Origin of the sequence: Microbacterium sp. ZW T2_14 (assembly GCF_044987405.1) — a bacterium.
In the GTDB taxonomy this organism is placed as follows: Bacteria; Actinomycetota; Actinomycetes; order Actinomycetales; family Microbacteriaceae; genus Microbacterium.
The window spans coordinates 40,472-55,369 of record NZ_JBJDRK010000035.1 but is presented as its reverse complement, the minus strand read 5'-3'; the positions used below and the strand labels follow the sequence as shown (position 1 = coordinate 55,369).

Here is a 14,898-nt window from a genome sequence, read left to right as displayed (position 1 = left end):
GGCGTGCCCACCGACGCAGCCGCGCCCAGCAGTTCGGCCGCCGACTTCGCGAGCCCGCCCGAGGGGGTCGTGTCGAGGAAGACCAGGATGGAGTCATCTGCAAACGTCATCACGCACGCACCCTCACGCAAGCCGGTTCTGGATCAGGTACTCCGCGAGCTTCTGGCCCGCGTCGCCCTCGTCGACGATCTTCACGCCGGCCTCGCGCGGCGGCTTCTCGCTCAACGCGATGACGATGGACCGCGACGCGGTCGGGTCGTGCGGCTCGACCTCGAGCTCGGCGAGCGACAGCGTCTCGAACGGCTTCTTCTTCGCCGCCATGATGCCCTTGAAGTTGGGGAAGCGGGCGTCGGGGAGCGCCTCGGTGATGGAGATCACGGCGGGAAGCGGCGCGGTCACCTGCAGCGTCGCGCCGTCCGACGCGCGCGTGCCCGAGACGGCGTCGTCGGCGATCTCGACGGCGCTGAGGTAGGTCGCGCTCGGCACGTCGAGGATCTCGGCGACCATCGCGGGGATGACGCCGCCCGTGCCGTCGGTGGACTGGTTGCCGGCGATCACGAGGTCGAACCCCGTCCGCTGCAGCGCCGCGGCCAGCACCTCGGCCGTCAGCCCCAGATCGGCGCCGAGGAGCGCGTCGTCGACGACCTGCACCGCCGACGCGGCGCCCATCGCGAGCCCCTTGCGCACCGTCGCCGAAGCGGACTCGGGAGTCATCGAGAGCACGACCACCTCGGTGCCCGGTGTCTTGTCGGCGTACGACAGCGCGACCTCGAGTGCCCGCTCGCCGATCTCGTCGAGGACCCTCTCGCTCGCGCCGCGGTCGGCCAGACCCGTCTCCAGCGACAGCTTGCGATCCCCGTATGTATCCGGGACTTCCTTGACCAGGACGACGATCTTCATGACGATCTCCTCACGCTGCGGACGAGTCTATGGCGAGCCCGCGCAATGTACCCAATCCCCGGAAATGCACAGAGAAGACCCCCGCCTGGCGCACCGTGTGTATACATAAGCGCCGGTGCGCGGCATCCGACATCCGTGGCCTCCGCCGCGGACCGGTACGGTGAAAGGAGGAGGTCGTCATGGCAGCACCCAAGCGTCTTCCGGTCGATCCGATCGCCGAAGCCAAGCGCCAGTGGATCGCCCACGGCTGGGAACCCGCCGCCGCGGGCATGACCGCCGTGACGTCGATCATCCGCGCGCAGCAGCTGCTCTTCGCGCGCATCGACACGGCGCTGAGGCCTTTCGGACTCTCGTTCGCCCGGTACGAGATGCTGCGGCTGCTCGGCTTCACCCGCGAGGGACGGATGCCGATGGCCAGCGCCATCGCCCGCCTGCAGGTGCACCCGACCAGCGTCACGAACACCGTCGACCGGCTCGCCCGCGACGGGCTCGTGTCGCGCGAGCCGCACCCCGGCGACGGGCGCGCGGCCATGCTCGTGCTGACCGATGCCGGCCGCGAGCTGGTGGAGCGGGCGACCGCCGCCCTCAACAGCGAGGTGTTCGAGGACCCCGGTCTGAGCGATGCCGACACGACGGAGCTGGTGCGGATCATCGCCCGGTTCCGCAAGGACGCCGGCGACTTCACCGAGCCGCGCCCGCAGCCCGAGCCGCTCTGAGGCTGCCGGTCGTCGCGCGGACCGGACCGGGATTCCGGTCGTCGCACGGACCGGCCCGACCCCCGGTCGTTGAGCGAGGGAGCGCCAGCGACCGAGACGAAACGCCCCGGCCCCCGGTCGTTGAGCGAGGGAGCGCCAGCGACCGAGACGAAACGCCCCGACCCGGCGTCGACGCCGGGTGCGAGCGTTTCGTCTCGCTCGTTCCTCGCTCGCTCAACGACCGGGGGACCAGACGAAACGCGTCAGCGGCCCTGGAAGTCCGGGGACCGCTTCTCTCGGAAGGCGGCCATGCCCTCCTTCTGGTCCGCCGTGTCGAACAGGCTCGCGAACACGTGGCGCTCGAGCCGCAGTCCCTCGGCGAGCGAGGTCTCGAGACCGGCGTCGAGCACCGCCTTCGCGGCGTACAGCGACGGGAGGCTCTTCGCGGCGATGGTCTCGGCGGTCTTCTGCGCCTCGGCGAGCAGGTCGGCAGTGGGCACGACGCGGGAGACGAGTCCGGAGCGCTCGGCTTCGGCGGCATCCATCATCCGACCGGTGAGGATCAGGTCGGCGGCCTTGTAGTACCCGACCGCACGGACGAGGCGCTGCGAGCCGCCCATGCCGGGGATCACGCCGAGGTTGATCTCGGGCTGCCCGAACTTCGCGGTGTCGGCCGCGAGGATGATGTCGCACATCATCGCCAGCTCGCATCCTCCGCCGAGCGCGTAGCCGGAGACCGCTGCGATCACCGGCGTGCGCACGGCGGCGAACTGCGTCCAGCCGCCGAAATGGTCGCCCATCACCATGTCGAGTCCCGACTTGGACTCCATCTCCTTGATGTCGGCGCCCGCCGCGAAGGCGCGCTCCGAGCCGGTGAGGACGATCGCGCCGATCGCTTCATCGGCATCGAAGACGGATGCCGCAGCCACGACATCCCGGCACACCTGCGTGTTCAGCGCGTTGAGCGCCTCCGGCCGGTTGAGCGTGATCCACCCGACGCGCCCGCGCGTCTCGACGAGGATCGTCTCGTACTCGGTCATCTCTGCTCCGTCCCGCTTGCGCGTGTGCTGCTCCGCTGTCACATTGTGTCGGCTCCGACCGCACATCGTGACAGCCGAGCAGATCCGGGCCCGGCGTGGGCCGCTCGCCGAGTCCCGTCAGGCGCTGTCGGCGCGGATGGTGTTGATGATGCCCGAGAAGTCCTGAGAGGCACCCTCACCGGCTGCGTACTGCGCATAGATCTCGCGCGCGAGCATGCCCATCCGCGCCTCGACGCCGGTCGCCGAGATGGCGTGCTCGGCGAGGCCGAGGTCCTTGTTCATGAGCGCTCCCGCGAAGCCCGGCTGGTAGTTGCGGTTCGCCGGGCTCGTGGGTACGGGGCCGGGCACCGGGCAGTTCGTCGTGAGTGCCCAGCACTGCCCCGACGCGTTCGACGCGACATCGAACAGCGCCTGATGCGACAGCCCCAGCCGCTCCCCCAGCACGAAGGCCTCCGCGACCGCGATCTGCGACACGGCGAGGATCATGTTGTTGCAGACCTTGGCGGCCTGCCCCAGCCCCGCGCCGCCGCAGTGCACGACGCGGCGGCCCATCGCCTCGAGCAGCGGGCGCGCCGCTTCGAAGTCCTCATCGGTCCCGCCGACCATGAAGGCGAGCGTCGCATTCTCGGCGCCGACCACACCGCCCGACACCGGAGCATCGAGCGAGCGGTGACCGGCGGCTTCGGCGAGCGCGTGCGCGGCGCGGGCCTCATCGACCGCGATCGTCGAGCAGTCGACGAACAGTGCTCCGGATGCCGCGACCTCGAGCAGCCCCGCAGCGCCGTCGCTGCCGCGATAGGCGTCGAGCACCTGCGCGCCGGTCTGGAACATCGTGATGACGACGTCGGCGCCGGTGGCGGCATCCGTTCCCGACCCCGCGGTGGTCAGCCCGGCGCCACGGGCGGTGTCGACGGCGGCCGGCATGACGTCGAAGCCTGTCACCTCGTGTCCGGCGGCCGCCAGGTTCTTCGCCATCGGCAGGCCCATGTGGCCGAGGCCCAGGAATGCGATCTTCATCTCGGATCTCCTCGTCGGTGTGCGGGAACGGTCGACGAACGTCAGTCGGCGAGCAGCTGTCGCCCGATGATGACGCGCATGATCTCGTTCGTCCCCTCCAGGATCTGGTGCACGCGCAGGTCGCGCACCACCTTCTCGATCCCGTAGTCGTGAAGATAGCCGTAGCCGCCGTGAAGCTGCAGTGCCTGATTGGCGACGGTGAAGCCGGCGTCGGTCGCGAACCGCTTGGCCATCGCGCACTGCATGGATGCGTCCAGGGCCTTTTCGTCGAGCGCCGCGGCGGCGCCGCGCACGAGAGCGCGCGCGGCGTGCAGCTCGGTGGCCATGTCGGCGAGCGCGAAGACGACCGCCTGCCTCTCGGCCAGCGGCTCGCCGAATGTGAAGCGCTCGTGCACGTAGCGCACGGCACGGTCGAGCGCCCACTGCGCGCCGCCCAGAGAGCAGGCGGCGATGTTGATGCGGCCCCCGTCGAGAGCCGACATCGCGATCTTGAAGCCCTGCCCCTCGGCACCGAGGATGTTCGCAGCCGGCACGCGCACCTCGTCGAGGATCACCTGACGCGTCGGCTGCGCGTTCCACCCCATCTTGTGCTCGATCGCGCCGAACGAGAGGCCGGTTGTGTCGGCGGGCACGAGGAACGCCGTGATGCCGCGCGCCCCGGGTTCGCCGGTGCGGGCCATGACGATGTAGACGGATGCCTCGCCCGCGCCGGAGATGAACTGCTTGACGCCGGTCAGCACGTACTCGTCGCCACCGTCGTCACTCGCAACGCGGATGGCGCTCGTGGCGATGGCCGCGGCATCCGATCCGGCACCCGGCTCGGTGAGGCAGTAACTGCCGAAGCCTGCCATCGAGGTGAGCAGCGGCAGCCACTCGGTGCGCTGCGCGTCGCTGCCGTAGGTGTCGATCATCCACACAACCATGTTGTGGATGGAGATGTAGGCGGCGATCGCGGGGTCGCCCTGCGCCAGCTCTTCGAAGATGGCGGCCGCGTCGGAGCGCGAGAGGCCGGACCCGCCGAGGTCGTCGCGGGCGTAGATGCCGCCGAGACCGAGTTCGCCGGCGCTGCGCAGCGTGTCGCGGGGGAAGAAGGACTGCGCGTCCCATTCCAGGGCATGCGGTGCGAGCTCGTTCTGTGCGAAGTCGCGGACGGCGTCGAGGATCGCGGCGCGCTCCTCGGTCGTGAGGCTCGACGTGACGGGGGTGATCGTGGACACCATTGCTCCTTCAGAGATGCAGCACGCCCTTGTGGGGCATCCTGATCAACGCGATCGTGCCGACGTTGGCACATCGATGATTTTACATGGACATCCAACTATCTGCTAGGTGAACCATCGACTGCACCGATGACCACGGCGTTCGCCCCTCGTTCACCGGCAGGACACCGCGGCGCGATAGTCACGACGTGCGCGTTCTGCGCACCACCCGCCCCCTTCGAACGAGGAACCCGATGCCTTCGCCTGCACCTCGCCCTGACCGATCGACGAGGCGCCTGGCAGCTCTCGGCGCCGTGGCCGTCGCCGCCTGCGCCATGGCGTTCACGCCGCTGGCCGCCGCCTCCGCGGCGGTCGTCCCCGACCCCATCGACTTCTCCGCGGACGATGCGGCCCTCTCGCTCGCCCCGATCGGCACCTACGAGACCGGTGAATTCGACCAGTCCGCGGCAGAGATCGTCGCCGCGTACGGCGACCGCCTGTTCGTGGTGAACGCGCTCGCCGGTTCGGTCAGCGTCCTCGACTACTCCGACCCGGCCGCGATCACCGAGGAGTTCGCGCTCAGCTCCCCCGGCGTCGCGAACTCGGTCGCCGTCCGCGCCGACGGCCTGGGCGTCGTCGCCGTGGAGTCGACCACGAAGACCGACGCGGGCCACCTGCTGTTCTTCGACGCGCGCGCGACGGATGCCGCATCCGCCGTGCTCGGCACGGTGCAGGTGGGCGCACTCCCCGACATGGTCACGATCGTGCCGGACGGCAAGTATGCGCTGGTCGCCAACGAGGGCGAGCCGGACGACGACTTCGCAGTCGACCCGGAGGGCTCGGTCAGCGTGGTCAAGCTTCCGAAGGGCATCGCGGCGCCCGCTCAGAAGGACGTCAAGACGGCGGACTTCCACGCGTACGAGGCCGGCGGCGGCAAGACGCTGCCGGAGGATGTGCGCGTGTTCGGGCCGCAGCCGCACGGCGACGACCACCCGGTGAGCCGCAACCTCGAGCCGGAGTACATCGCCGTCGACGGCAACAACGCCTACGTGGCGCTGCAGGAGGCGAATGCGATCGCCGTCGTGCAGATCCCGAGTGCGCGGGTCACCGACATCCGGCCGCTCGGAGCGAAGGATCTCGGGCTCGCCCAGAACGCGCTCGACCCGAGCGACAAGGACAAGGCGTTCGCGCTGCGCAGCTACCCCGGACTCAAGGGCCTGTTCATGCCCGACGGCATCCAGTCCTACACCGCGGGAGGCAAGACCTACCTCGTCACCGCGAACGAGGGCGACGCCCGCGAGTGGGGCGAGTACAGCGAGGTCTCGCGCGTGAAGGACCTGGCGAAGAACGGCTACGGCGGCGTCTGCGCCACGAGCCCCCTCGCCGCGTCGCTCGGCGACGCCGCACTGGGCCGCCTGAACGTCACGATCGAGAACGGCTTCGACGCCGGCGCCGGCTGCTACAGCGAGCTGTACGCGTTCGGCGGCCGGTCCTTCTCGATCTGGGGCACCGACGGCATGCTCGTCTTCGACTCCGGCTCGCAGTTCGAGCAGCTCACGGCCGCGGCGATCCCGGGCTTCGTGAACTCGAACCACACCGCGTCGAACTTCGAGGGCCGCAGCGATGACAAGGGCCCCGAGCCCGAGGGCGTCGCGATCGGGCAGGTGCAAGGCCGCACGTACGCCTTCATCGGCTTCGAGCGCGTCGGCGGCGTCGCCGTGTTCGACGTGACCGACCCCGCGGCATCCCGCTTCGTCACCTACGTCAACAACCGCGACTTCTCGGTCTCGGTCGAAGACGGCGGCGACCTCGCGGCCGCCGGCGATCTCGGACCCGAGGGCGTCGCCTTCATCCCCGCCGCCGCCTCGGCGACCGGCACGCCGCTGCTCGCCGTGGGCAACGAGGTCTCGGGCACGACCACGCTGTTCGAGATCACCGCGCTGGTCGGCTGAGCCTGGAGGGATCCGGCTGAACCCGTCGAAAGGGCGGCTCCCGTACGGGGGCCGCCCTTTCGCGATTGCGGATGCCGCGGCTCAGGCGTCCGCGTGCTCCTGCGTCGCGGCGGCGTCGGCGTCGGCATCGGGCCAGACCATGAACGGCCGCAGCTCGAGCTGACCGTTGCGCGCCATCGGGTGCCGCGAGGCGATCGAGATCGCCTCGTCGAGGTCTTCGACCTCGAGGATGTCGAAGCCGCAGATCACCTCGGAGGTCTCGACGTAGGGGCCGCGGGCCGTGAGCACCTTGCCGCCGCGCACCTTCACGACGGTGGAGTCGGTCTGCGGAGCCAGCACCTCGCCGATCACGCGCTTGCCGCTGGCGTCGAGCGGGTCGACCCAGAGGTCGACGTCGGAGTCGTCCGTTTCGACATCGGGCTCGAGCGAGGTGACGACGAACATCATGTACTTCATGGTCTGATCCTTCCGTTGCGGGCGGGCCGGCGCCAGCCTCACTCGGGTCGTCGGACGGGATCGCTCGATGTCGACACTTCGCTCGAGAATCTTTTTTCCGGTCCCGCAGGCGTTCGGTGCACCAGCATCATCATCCTTTCGGCTGACGGCGATGCGACCCGCGGTGGACGCGGCGCGAAGACCGCGTCCGTAGCGTCGAAGCATGGCCAGCACCACCTCGTCCCTCCCGATCGCCCGCCGCCGCGAGCTGCCGCGGGCGGCGGCTCTGCTGCTCACGATCGCCGGCAACATCCTCGTCTTGGGGATCGCCGCCGTCGCGGTGGCCGGGGTCGCGGTCGCCGCGGTCGCCGTGTTCGGTCCGGCCGTTCTCGCCGCGCTCTGACCGCCTGTCGAAGGCGTCCGCCTCGCGCTAGCCTGCCGATGTGACCGAGCGCGCCGTCCCGATCCTCCTCAGCCGCGACCTTCGCGAGACCCTCGGCTTCTTCGAGAGGCTCGGGTTCGAGAACCGCGGGGCGCCGCCGGAGGAGTGGGGCTACCTCATCCTCGGGCGCGGCGCCGCCGAGCTGCATTTCACCGAGGACCCCACGGTGGATCCGCTGCGCACATCGTCGATGTGCTACCTCTACGTCGACGACGCGCAGCGCGTCTTCGAAGAATGGGAGAAGGCTGTCGTGCCCGACCCTGCCACGGGCAGCCGCATCGTCGCCCCGGTGAGCACGGACTACGGCATGCGGGAGTTCGCCGTGGTCGATCGCAGCGGCAATCTCGTGCGCGTCGGCAGCCCGCTCTGACTCCGCCCCGGCGCTATGCTCACGCCATGACGGACGTTGCGACGAAGCCCCGGCCCGGAACGAGCCTGCGAGGCTTCTCGGCCCCCATCCTGCTGATCGGCGGTCTCATCATCGTGCCGACGGCGCTCAGCCTGCTCAACACCAGCTCGTCGGCGCCCGATGACGCGGCGTACGTGCGCATGGCTTTCTCGGCCGTGGCGGGGGCGACTCTCGCCATCGCCACCGTGCTGGGACTGCTGGTCGACCGCATCATCCGTCGTGCGACCGTTTCGACGATCGCGATCTTCGCCGTGATCGCCCTCTTCGTGGTGCCCTACGAACTCGGCGTGATTTCCAGCGCCGCCGAGCAGCTTCTCGTCCGTCTGAGTCTGTGAGCCTGCGCCGCTCGCTCGCGACCGCCGGGCTCGTCACTTCGGCCGCGATGACTCTGCTCGCGGTCGCGGGATGCGGCGGCGGCGGCCCGGAGAGCGACGGCTCCGCAGCGCAGGACACAGAGCAAGGCATCCCGGATGACTGGGACGGCCCCATCCCCGATCCGCTCACCGGTCAACCGGCCGCGGGCTGGATCGACGACGACGAGTTCGCGGTCATCACCATGGGCAGCGGCAGCTGCCCGCCCGTCCCCTCCGAGCCGGAGGTGACGAGTCCCGGTGAGATGCGCATCGAGTTCGGCCCATCACCCCACGAGGTCTGCACCGCGGACATTTCGCCCACCACCCACGTCTTCACGCTGCACGCGGAGCTGATCGACCGTCCCATCACCGTCACGATCACTTACACCGACTACGACGAGGTGTACGAGCTCGAGCTTCCGTAGCCACCGGTCCGGCACCCGCCCGCCGCGCGACGAGCGAGCGCCGGGATCGTCAGCGGCGCTGAGGCTCGACCAGCACCACCGCGGTGCGCGCCGGCACCGTGATCGTTCCGGTGGAGGCGTCCCACGTCGTGGTCTTCGCGACGGGGTCGGAGCCGTCGGCGAGCGCCGGCGTCAGCGAGAACTTCCGGCCGGTGAGCTCGGCGACCGTCTGCGTCGTCGGCTCGGTGCCCGCGTTGAACACCACCAGTGCACCCTTCAGTTTCGGATCGACATCCTTGCCCACGAGGTCGTCGATGAGCATGACGACCACGCCGGGCGCGGCATCCGTTCCGCTGTTCGGGAACGACACCTTCTGCTCGATCAGCGACGCCGACCCGAGACGCAGCAGACCCACCTCGTCGCGCACCCGGAGCAGGTCGAGAGCGGATGCCTCGGCAGTGGCGATGTCGGACGCACCGGGCTTGTTGGCGGGGTTCGCCAGCAACGGCTTCATGATGCCCCAGTTGTCGTCGTTGTCGGCGGCCGGCGGCAGCCCTGAGCCGAACGTGGACTGCTGTCCGGTCCAGTCGATCCGGTTGAACCAGTCGCCGGAGTTGTAGCTGTTGCGGTCGAGCGACTTCGAACGCAGCAGCTCGGTGCCGGCGTGCCAGAACGAGGGCGTCTGCGCATAGGTCGTGGTCGCGAGCGAGAGCGTGTTCATGCGGACCCGGTCGGCCATCGGCGTGTCGGCCGGCAGCTTCATCACCGACAGGTCGTACAGCGTCTCGTTGTCGTGCGCGTCGACGTAGGTGATGATCTCGTCGGGCTGCTCGGCGTAGCCCGCCGGCGAGCCGCGGTAGTCCAGCTCGTCGCCCGCCTTCACCGTGCCGTCCGACGCCGTCAGCGTGTAGTCGCGCAGGTTGCCCGCGAGACCCAGCTTGACCAGGTCGGTCTGATGCGCGAGATCCGCGAGAGCCTGTTCCGTGGTGCCGTTGATCGGCACGCCGTTCGGGTCGGTGCCGAGACCGGTGCCGAAGCCCTGCTGCTGGATCGTCTCACCCGCGACAGGGCTGCCCCCGTGCACCGCGTCGCGCAGCCGGTCGCTGAACGTGCCGATGCCGGTGCCGCCCAGCTGCCCCTGCGTGGCCTGCTCGAAGAGGGCGTTGTTCGCCACCTCGCCGAAGTTCCAGCCCTCGCCGTACAGGTAGATCGACTTCCCGTCGACGCCGTCCTTCTTGAGGGTCAGCTCGTCGAGGGCGTCGCGGATCGCCAGCATGTTGGCCTTGGAGTGGTGGCCCATGAGGTCGAAGCGGAAGCCGTCGACCTTGTACTCGCGCGCCCAGAGCACCACCGAGTCGACCATGAGCTTCTGCGCCACCTCGTGCTCGGTGGCCACGTTCTGGCAGCACGTCGACGTCTCGACCGCGCCCGCGGCGTTCAGGCGCTGGTAGTAGCCGGGCACGACCTGGTCGAGCACCGAGGTGTCGGCCTGTCCCGATGCCGAGGTGTGGTTGAACACCTGGTCGAGCACGACCTGCAGGCCCATGCCGTGCAGCGCGCCGACCATCGACCGGAACTCGGCGACGCGTGCGCCGCCCTCGGGATCGACGGCGTACGAACCCTCGGGCACGGAGAAGTGGTACGGGTCGTAGCCCCAGTTGAAGCCGTCCGTGTCGGCCACTGCGGCGATGCACGCCTGCTGCTGGTCGCTGTCGGCGGGCAGCGCCGCGAGGTCGCAGTCCGGCGTCTGCTGCTGCGCGCGGTCCTCCTCGATCGTGGCGATGTCGAACGTCGGCAGCAGGTGCACCGTGTTGATGCCCGCGTCGGCGAGCTGGCGCAGCTGCGCCGTGCCCGCGCTGTCGCGCGTGAACGCGCGGTAGGTGCCGCGTTCCGCCTCCGGCACGGTGGTGTCGCCGATCGAGAAGTCACGCACGTGCAGCTCGTAGATGGCGCGGTCGACCGGCCGGGCCACGACGGGCGCCTTCGTCTTCTCCCACGCCTTCGGGCGCCAGTCCTTGTCGTCGAGGTCGATCGCGACCGACCGCTCCGAGTTGGTCGTCAGTGCGACCGAGTACGGGTCGGTGACCTGGTTCGTCTCGATCTTCCCGGTGGTCGGCGCGTAGACGACGACCTCCCACAGGTACTCGTCGCCCGCGAGCGCCTTCGTGCCCTTCACGGTCCAGATTCCGGATGCCGCATCCCACGTCGCCTCGTGGCGCACCGGTTCCGCTGCCGTGGTCCCGGTCGAGGGCTCCCACGTCAGCAGCGTCGCGCGCTGCGCCGTCGGCGCCCACAGGCGGAACGTCGGCTTGTCCTTGGCGAACGTCACCCCGAGGTCGCTGTCGCCGACGGCGTCGGCGTACAGGTCGTCGAGCACGCCGGCCGTCTGCACGCCGGTGAACGCGGCGAGCGCCCCGCCGGCCCCCTGCTGGGCGACCATGAGCTGCCCGGTCAGCAGGTCGGCGGCCGCCTCTCGGGAGACGCCGTCGACGTGCAGCGCCACCGCGCCCGCGAGAGCGGGGAACCGCTCCTTCTGCGCGTCGGTGAGCCCACCATCGATCCGGCTCAGCGTGATCGGGTCCGAGCCGCCGGTCACCTCGCGGTCAGCCGAGAGGCCGAGCGAGGCATCCGGGGATCCGAACAGCTGCCACGTCGCCTCGGCCGCCGGCGCACCGAGGTCGGCCGGCCACGCGATGGTCTCGGCGTCGATCCACTGCGCGCGCAGCTCGCCGGTGCCCGCGAGCGGCGGGTCGCTGGCCTTCACGGTCAGCACGTGCGTCTGGAGGTCGTAGCGGAACGTCACCACCTTGCCGGTGCTGGCGCTGAACGCGATGTTCGCTCCGCCGGGGGCGCCGCCGGCGCCGTAGTTCTCGCTCCAGCTGCGGTTGTGCATCACCTTCACCTCGTACGAACCGGTCGGGAGGTCGTCGGTGGTGAACTGGAAGACGCCGTCGCCGTCACGGTCGAACATCATCGTGGCGAGGCAGTCCGGAGCCCAGTCGCCGGCGCATCCGAGCTCGCTCTGCAGCGAGCCGGGCAGCGTGATGACGGGGCCGTCGGCGGTCGAGCGGATGTTCTTCGTGCGCGGGTCGAAGAAGAACGTGATCGGTCCGCCCGCGTGGGTGAGGACGATGTTGGACCCGTTCTGGGCGCCGCCGGCGCCGTAGTTCTCGTCCCACTTCTTCTCGGTGGCGATCTTGTACTCGTACGTTCCGGCCGCGAGGTTCTCGAGGGCGAGCGTCCAGATGCCGTCCACCTTCGTCATCTGCACCGCGGCGCAGTCGGGCTGCCAGTCTCCGGGGCACCCGGCCTCGTCGTTGAAGCTGCCGGCGACGCTCACCGCGCCGTACTCGGTCGGCGTCTGGGGCTCCGGCTCCTCCGGCTCCTCGGGCGTCTCGTCGACGCCGAGGCTGACGCGGTTACCCACTGACGCGTAGGTCGAGGCGGCGGCGTGGTGGCCCGCGGCATCCGTCGTCACGGCACGGTACTCGATCAGCGTGCCGGCGGCGAGGCCGTCGACATCGTGGAAGACGCCGGGCGCAGTGTCTTCGGCCGTGCCGAGGGCGTGCCACTCGCCGGACCCGACGACGCGCCACGCGAAGCTCGTCTCCTGCCACGTCGCGGGCTGCGCAGAGGTGGCGTCGATGTCGACCCCGATCGCCGCCGAACCGGTGAGTCCGGCCCCGGCCGCCGGCACCGCCACGGTGATCGCGGATGCCTCCGCGCGGGCGGTCACGGTCTGGTCGGCGCGATACACGACGGCCGAGAGGGCCGGCACGGTGACGGATGCCGCGGCCGCGGCATCCGTCGAGATCGCCGCGGTGGTGCCGTAGACCGGTGCGAACGACGCGTCGGCGGTGAGGGTCGTGACGTCGACCGTCTTGTCGGCCGTGGTGTTGTTGAGGGCGACGAGGTACTCGACCTTGTCCTCGCGGTCGACGCGTGAGAAGGCGTACACGCCGGCGCCGTCGTCGGCGTGACGCTCGATCTGGGCGCCCGTCACCAAGGTGGGGTGCGCCTCGCGCAGGGCCGCGAGCCCGGCGATGTGCGTGTAGATCGGCGCGGAGGTGTCGTAGCGGTCGACCGACCCTGCGGTCGTGCCGTCGATGAGGCTCTGGCTCTGGTACGACGGCACCTCGCTGGCGAAGAGCGACTGGCGGGCGTCCTTGTCGCCGCCGGTTCCGACGAAGCCCTGCTCGTCGCCGTAGTACACCACCGGCTGGCCGCGACCCAGGAACATCAGGTCGTGCGCCAGCAGGTCGCGCTGGGCGGCGTGGTCGGCGTCCTTCAGGAAGAAGCCCGCGCGGCCCATGTCGTGGTTGCCGAGGAAGGTCGGCAGCGCCGTCGCGGACGAGTGCGGGGTCGTGTAGTGGTCGTCGCCGGCGTAGAGGTTCTGCAGCAGCGCGGCCGAGCCGCCCTTCGCGTAGGACGTGGCGCCGCTCTGGAAGGTGAAGTCGAGCACGCTCGACATGTCGGTCTGGCGGACATAGGGCGAGAGCTTGACCGGGTCGGCGTCGTAGACCTCGCCGAACATGAAGAAGTCCGGCTTCTTCGCCACCGTGCGGGCGTACTCGAGCACCTGGGTCGACCACTGCTGCCAGAACTCGAAGTTCACGTGCTTCGCGGTGTCGATGCGGAAGCCGTCGATGCCGAGGTCGATCCACTGCTGGTAGACGTCGACGAACCCGTTCACGACCGTGGGGCTCTCGGTCATGATGTCGTCGAGGCCGTCGAAGTCGCCGTACGTGACGGACTCGCCGGCCCACGTCGAGTTGCCGCGGTTGTGGTAGAGCGTCGGGTCGTTCAGCCACGCCGGCACCTTGAGGTCCTTGTCGGCGTCGGCGATCACCGGCGTGTAAGGGAACGACGTCGCCGGGTCGAGCGCCGGGAACGTGTCGGTGCCGGCGTAGGTGTGCGGGTCGAAGGCGGCGCCCTGGGCGTCCGTGTAGGGCGAGGTCGCCTGATCGATGTAGCCGTACTGCTTCTCGGCGTAGTCGACCACGTCGGCGGTGTGGTTCGTGATGATGTCGAAGTAGACCTTGATGCCCTTGGCGTGCGCCTCGGCGATGAGCGCCTCCAGCTCGGCGTTGGTGCCGAGGTGCGGATCGATCTGCGTGAAGTCGGTGATCCAGTAGCCGTGGTAGCCCGCGCTCGCGTTGGCGCCGACCCCCTGCACCGGCTTGTTCTTGAAGCTCGGCGTGAGCCAGATGGCGGTGGTGCCGAGGTCGTCGATGTAGTCCAGCTTCTCGCGGAGGCCCGCGATGTCACCGCCGTTGTAGAACCCCTTGTCCGTCGGGTCGAGGCCCGTCGTCAGGCGGTCGCCGGTCAGCCCGCCGGCGTCGTTGCTGGCGTCGCCGTTCGCGAAGCGGTCGGTCATCACGAAGTAGAACTGCTCCTGGCTGCCCGGTTGGCGCACCGGCGGCGCGACCAGCGCGTCGTCGTCGGCGGTGTAGCCGGCGCGCAGGCTCTGCACCTCGACGCCGACGCGATGCGTGGCGTCGTCGAAGAGGAACCGCAGGCTCGCCGGGCCGGCGACGGTGAGCGGGATGTTGTCGGTGCCGCCGTTCAGCCCATACGACTCGTCCCACGCGTCGTTGACCGCCACCTTGTACTCGTACGTGCCGGCGGGCACCTCGAACTCGGCGGCGTAGACGCCGGTCGCGTCCGTCGCCGCGAGCTCGGTGGCGGCGCATTCCGGCTGCCAGTCGGCCGAGCAGCCGAGCTCGGACTGCAGGCTGCCGACGAGCGCGAACGTGCGCTCCGCCGCGGCAGCGGGGGCGATGGCGACCGCTCCCCCGGTGAGGACGAGGGCGGCCGCCGCAAGGGCGGCGGCCGCGATGCGGGCACGGGGACGGGTCGACTTCGACACGGAAGCTCCTGGGGTGGGGCGGTGGGCACGCCGACGTGCCCATGGTGCAGTGTGCCGCCGACACTAACAGCGAGTTCACCGGAACTGCAAGCGCTTACATCATGAGAACGCTTTCATCTGGCGGATGCCGCCGCTCCCGGCATCCGTTCAGTCGGCGTTGTCGCAACCGCTTGCACTTTGTTTCGC

The 14,898-nt window shown here is 69.9% G+C and carries 12 protein-coding genes; 6 read left to right on the top strand and 6 right to left on the bottom strand.

Going from position 1 to position 14,898, the window contains the following annotated elements; all coding sequences use genetic code 11:
- Nucleotides 1–123 precede the first annotated feature (123 nt).
- A complete protein-coding gene (locus ACI3KY_RS12900) occupies nt 124–900 on the bottom strand; it encodes an electron transfer flavoprotein subunit beta/FixA family protein (protein ID WP_404930570.1) in 777 nt (258 codons plus the stop codon).
- A 179-nt stretch (nt 901–1,079) separates the two neighbouring features.
- On the opposite strand from ACI3KY_RS12900, the gene ACI3KY_RS12895 reads away from it, so the two are divergent.
- Nucleotides 1,080–1,616 carry a MarR family winged helix-turn-helix transcriptional regulator gene (locus ACI3KY_RS12895; RefSeq protein WP_404930569.1) on the top strand — a complete coding sequence of 179 codons (537 nt, stop codon included), beginning with the start codon at nt 1,080–1,082 and terminating at the stop codon, nt 1,614–1,616.
- Between the two features lie 242 nt (nt 1,617–1,858).
- Here ACI3KY_RS12895 and ACI3KY_RS12890 read toward each other — a convergent pair whose 3' ends face one another.
- The 3 genes from ACI3KY_RS12890 to ACI3KY_RS12880 all read right to left on the bottom strand — a co-directional run bounded on the left by ACI3KY_RS12890 (nt 1,859) and on the right by ACI3KY_RS12880 (nt 4,869).
- Nucleotides 1,859–2,635 carry an enoyl-CoA hydratase gene (locus tag ACI3KY_RS12890; protein ID WP_404930568.1) on the bottom strand — a complete coding sequence of 259 codons (777 nt, stop codon included), beginning with the start codon at nt 2,633–2,635 and terminating at the stop codon, nt 1,859–1,861.
- A gap of 117 nt (nt 2,636–2,752) precedes the next feature.
- Nucleotides 2,753–3,652, bottom strand: coding sequence for a 3-hydroxyisobutyrate dehydrogenase (mmsB, locus tag ACI3KY_RS12885; RefSeq protein WP_404930567.1), 900 nt, complete (start codon nt 3,650–3,652; stop codon nt 2,753–2,755).
- A 41-nt stretch (nt 3,653–3,693) separates the two neighbouring features.
- On the bottom strand, nt 3,694–4,869 hold the full coding sequence (locus ACI3KY_RS12880) for an acyl-CoA dehydrogenase family protein (protein ID WP_404930566.1): 1,176 nt from the start codon (nt 4,867–4,869) through the stop codon (nt 3,694–3,696).
- 233 nt (nt 4,870–5,102) lie between these two features.
- On the opposite strand from ACI3KY_RS12880, the gene ACI3KY_RS12875 reads away from it, so the two are divergent.
- Nucleotides 5,103–6,800, top strand: coding sequence for a choice-of-anchor I family protein (locus ACI3KY_RS12875; RefSeq protein ID WP_404930565.1), 1,698 nt, complete (start codon nt 5,103–5,105; stop codon nt 6,798–6,800).
- A gap of 81 nt (nt 6,801–6,881) precedes the next feature.
- Here the strand turns inward: ACI3KY_RS12875 and ACI3KY_RS12870 are convergent, their stop codons facing one another.
- Nucleotides 6,882–7,256: a YciI family protein gene (locus ACI3KY_RS12870; RefSeq protein WP_404930564.1), complete on the bottom strand. Its 375-nt coding sequence runs from the start codon at nt 7,254–7,256 to the stop codon at nt 6,882–6,884.
- Nucleotides 7,257–7,458: 202 nt separating this feature from the next.
- Here ACI3KY_RS12870 and ACI3KY_RS12865 point away from each other — a divergent pair, with 202 nt between their 5' ends.
- From ACI3KY_RS12865 to ACI3KY_RS12850, 4 genes are read left to right on the top strand one after another with little or no spacing between them, the layout of a single operon-like run.
- Entirely contained in the window at nt 7,459–7,638 is a 180-nt protein-coding gene (locus ACI3KY_RS12865; protein ID WP_404930563.1) for a hypothetical protein, read from the top strand.
- Between the two features lie 40 nt (nt 7,639–7,678).
- Nucleotides 7,679–8,047 carry a bleomycin resistance protein gene (locus ACI3KY_RS12860; RefSeq protein ID WP_404930562.1) on the top strand — a complete coding sequence of 123 codons (369 nt, stop codon included), beginning with the start codon at nt 7,679–7,681 and terminating at the stop codon, nt 8,045–8,047.
- A 26-nt stretch (nt 8,048–8,073) separates the two neighbouring features.
- On the top strand, nt 8,074–8,421 hold the full coding sequence (locus tag ACI3KY_RS12855; protein ID WP_194412635.1) for a hypothetical protein: 348 nt from the start codon (nt 8,074–8,076) through the stop codon (nt 8,419–8,421).
- Entirely contained in the window at nt 8,418–8,864 is a 447-nt protein-coding gene (locus ACI3KY_RS12850) for a hypothetical protein (protein WP_404930561.1), read from the top strand. Before ACI3KY_RS12855 ends, ACI3KY_RS12850 begins: the two co-directional genes overlap by 4 nt.
- A gap of 49 nt (nt 8,865–8,913) precedes the next feature.
- Here the strand turns inward: ACI3KY_RS12850 and pulA are convergent, their stop codons facing one another.
- Nucleotides 8,914–14,712, bottom strand: a complete 5,799-nt coding sequence (gene pulA, locus ACI3KY_RS12845) for a pullulanase-type alpha-1,6-glucosidase (protein ID WP_404930560.1) — start codon at nt 14,710–14,712, stop codon at nt 8,914–8,916.
- Nucleotides 14,713–14,898: the final 186 nt, after the last annotated feature.